We start from the raw sequence: 3,110 nt of genomic DNA, 5'->3' as shown, positions 1-3,110 counted from the left end.
ACCTCCGGGAATGCCCCCTCCAGGATTCTTTGCCCCTTTAGATCCCCCTCTCCCACCCTTAACAGCCCCGCAGCCGCCAGCTTCAGTTCCAACTCTCAAACCCCCCTCTCTCAGAACACCCACTGTCATCCCGCAAGTGCCTCCCAGCGGCTTGATTTTCCCGCCATTACCCGGTAATTTCGATCGCAATATCCCGCCACCGCCACCAGGAGTGACAGGAATCCCCCAGCTTCCCGGCAGCACCTCCGAAGATGAGGCAGAGACACTCAAAAGGGTTATAGCAAGTAGAGGCGGACTCCCGCTATTCCCAGACGGAGCTCCAGTCTTTACCCCGGAATTCCCAATTGGCAGCAGGAATTCCGGCCAGGATGGAGTGAAATTGACTCAAAAAGATCCGAATAAAAGGAATCTGATTGCAGAAACTCCCGAAGAAAGAAAGAGAAGAGAGCAATTTGACCAGGGACAGCAACAGCTACAACAGCGCGGACAATCGGGTTCAAACTTACCCACCGACAGAGAGGCACAGCTCGATGCTGGAGATGCCTATGTTGCTTTGGCTGACAGATTCAAAAAGGCTTATCCTGACTTGGATACGACGGGGCCGACTCCTGTGAATGTCGCTTATCCCGTAGCAGCTTGCTCGCAAAAACTCGAAGGAAAAGCAGTTTTTGGAGCAGTTGTCAGCCCTCAAGGCTTGCTCAAGGCCGAGCCTCAAACGATATACTCGACGGGTTACGGTATTCTCGATAATGCGGCTAAAATTGCGATTATTAACCCTGCTCTAACATTTCCAACAACCAGCACCCACAAGATTTACCAGGTGACTGTCGAGTTTAAATACGACGAAAAAGTTTGCAGCGGCATTCCTGTCACCCCATCCACCGGCCCCACTAGGCCCAGACCAAGCAATCAACAGCCAGTAGCGCCAGCCCCAACAGCACCCAGCCCGACAGGCCAGCCGCCCTCCCCATCCCCAGCCCCTGCGGAAGTGAAACCGCAGTTTGAGAAGCCACCGGCTGCCTCAAACAAACCGAAACCAGGGGCCCAACCGTCGCCAACGCCCCCACCAAAACCCGCAACCAAACCGTCGCCCTTACCTCAACCGCAACCAGCAGCCGAACAATCGCCTTCTCCTGCGCCTTCTCCAGCCCCGGAAGTGTCGCCGCCGCCTTCTCCTGCGCCTTCTCCAGCCCCGGAAGTGTCCCCGCCGCCTTCTCCAGCCCCGGAAGTGTCGCCGCCGCCTTCTCCTGCGCCTTCTCCAGCCCCGGAAGTGTCCCCGCCGCCTTCTCCAGCCCCGGAAGTGTCCCCGTCTCCTGCGCCTTCTCCAGCTACCGAAAATTAATTGTTAATTGGTCAAGTCTTACTCATGGGGCGAGAAACCTGGTTTCTACGAGTTTTGCTTTGAGTAAAAGTATTCGTAGGGTGCGTCAGTTGCTATATTTGTTGCTTCTGAAACCAATTTCTAGCCGCTGACGCACCTACATTTTTAACTGGATTTGATATCACCAATGACCAATCACCAATGACCAATCACCAATGACCAATGACCTCTCAATTGTATTGAATTTTGTACATTTGGAATAAGTCGCCGCTTTGCTTTTTTACTACTTTAGCGCCAGCCGCTTTAATTACTTTTTCCCAATCTTCTATTGTCTCTAAAAATACTTCTCCGGCTCGATATGTTTCCAGAATTGCCCAGTCTTCTGCTAGAGGTGCCTTGGGGTTGAGAACATCAAACACAAAATGACCGCCCGGTTTTAATACCCGCTTTACTTCTCCCATGACAATACTCCAATAGTCTATGGGATAGTAACAACTGAAGCCTGTAGCGAGGCATAAATCGAACTGATCCTCTTCGTAATTTAACTTGTGAGCGGGGGCCAGTTCTACTCCTTTGAACAGCTTAGAATTGAGCTGAGGGCCGCGAGCGTTTAATGCGTCTCGCGCTGCGCTGCTGATTTCTTGACCGTAAAAATATGCTTCCCACTCGCGCCAAGGGTAAATCAGAAAGCTGACTCCGCAGCCAATGTCTAAACAGCGCTGATTTTTTTGGGGTTTGGCAATTTTCCAGAAGGGAGATACTGTTTTTGCTTGGAGTGTCCCGGCGACTGATTCTAGGAAAATTGGCATGGCTTCGACTTCTTCGGGTAAGGCGAATGCTTCTCCTCGGTATTCGCGATCGAACCGGGAAGCAACCTGCGATAATAAAACTTGCCAGTTATCTGATTTTTCTTTGGCAAACCAAGTCTGCTCTTGACCTGCAACTGCGCGATCGGACTTTTTAGACATTCGTGAATTACCTTTTAGAGCCTTTGAGTGCTTTTGTAAAGTTTTGGCGGTAAGGCTTATTAAAAATTAACGCGGGCCACAGCAGGGACAGTTTCAGGCGATTTGCGAAACTTCTGTCGAAGTTTGTGCGATCGAAACCATTCCAAAATTTCCAGATACCGCCTCCGTAAGCGACTAGCAACACCAATCCAATTAACGGTTCCATCAAATAACCCCCTAAGCGATTGATTGGATTTTGAGTTAGCTCGGCAAAATCTTACTCTTAATCTATCATTTTTCAGCTCCGGGTGCACGGATTCCCGTAGCAATTCTACCTTCAGCTAGAGACTTCAACATTCCTACTGGTGGCAAACTTATAAATATAGCAGAAGGAAGTTCATTCAGTTGACAGTTGACAGTTGACAGTTGACTGCTTGAGGGCGACCTCTACCTGGAAGTCCGAGGATTGGAGTAATGAATCGTCTGATTTTAATTTCTCCCGATCAGGGTTCCGGCTTTAAACTAATTCTTTCTTGTAATTCAGAGCATCCTAGCTGTCGGGTACGGTTAAAAGTATCAGCCAGGAAATAGCTTTCACGGAGCAAGCAAGCAGCGACTTATGCTGAAAATCGATCCCCCAAATGCTCATGCGATTGAAATTGGTTGCTGTTGGGAGATGGCCTCGCTTTCGGGGATTTCAGAGGCGCGCGATTATTCAACTAGAACAGCAGGATTCCCCCACCATACCGCCTCGGTTGGTGGCGGGATGAATGCGGGTGAGGCTTGCGATTGTACCGCATATTAAATCGATCAGCGTAACGTTCGACTGCTAGCGCGGTGCA

The 3,110-nt window shown here is 50.2% G+C and carries 3 protein-coding genes; 1 reads left to right on the top strand and 2 read right to left on the bottom strand.

Annotation, left to right across the window (positions count from 1 at the left end; genetic code table 11):
• On the top strand, positions 1 to 1,342 hold a 1,342-nt coding region (locus K4039_RS26515), incomplete at its 5' end, for an energy transducer TonB (protein ID WP_265239490.1).
• A gap of 209 nt (positions 1,343 to 1,551) precedes the next feature.
• Here the strand turns inward: K4039_RS26515 and K4039_RS26510 are convergent.
• Both K4039_RS26510 and K4039_RS26505 read right to left on the bottom strand, forming a co-directional pair.
• Positions 1,552 to 2,289 (bottom strand): class I SAM-dependent methyltransferase, encoded by a 738-nt coding sequence (locus K4039_RS26510; RefSeq protein ID WP_265239489.1) that lies wholly within the window; start codon positions 2,287 to 2,289, stop codon positions 1,552 to 1,554.
• A gap of 7 nt (positions 2,290 to 2,296) precedes the next feature.
• Positions 2,297 to 2,494 carry a hypothetical protein gene (locus K4039_RS26505; protein ID WP_265239488.1) on the bottom strand — a complete coding sequence of 66 codons (198 nt, stop codon included), beginning with the start codon at positions 2,492 to 2,494 and terminating at the stop codon, positions 2,297 to 2,299.
• Positions 2,495 to 3,110 lie beyond the last annotated feature (616 nt).

The organism is Lyngbya sp. CCAP 1446/10, from assembly GCF_026130175.1.
Taxonomy (GTDB): Bacteria; Cyanobacteriota; Cyanobacteriia; order Cyanobacteriales; family Microcoleaceae; genus Microcoleus.
Note: the sequence above shows the minus strand (reverse complement) of the source record. Positions and strands in the feature narration are given on the sequence as shown.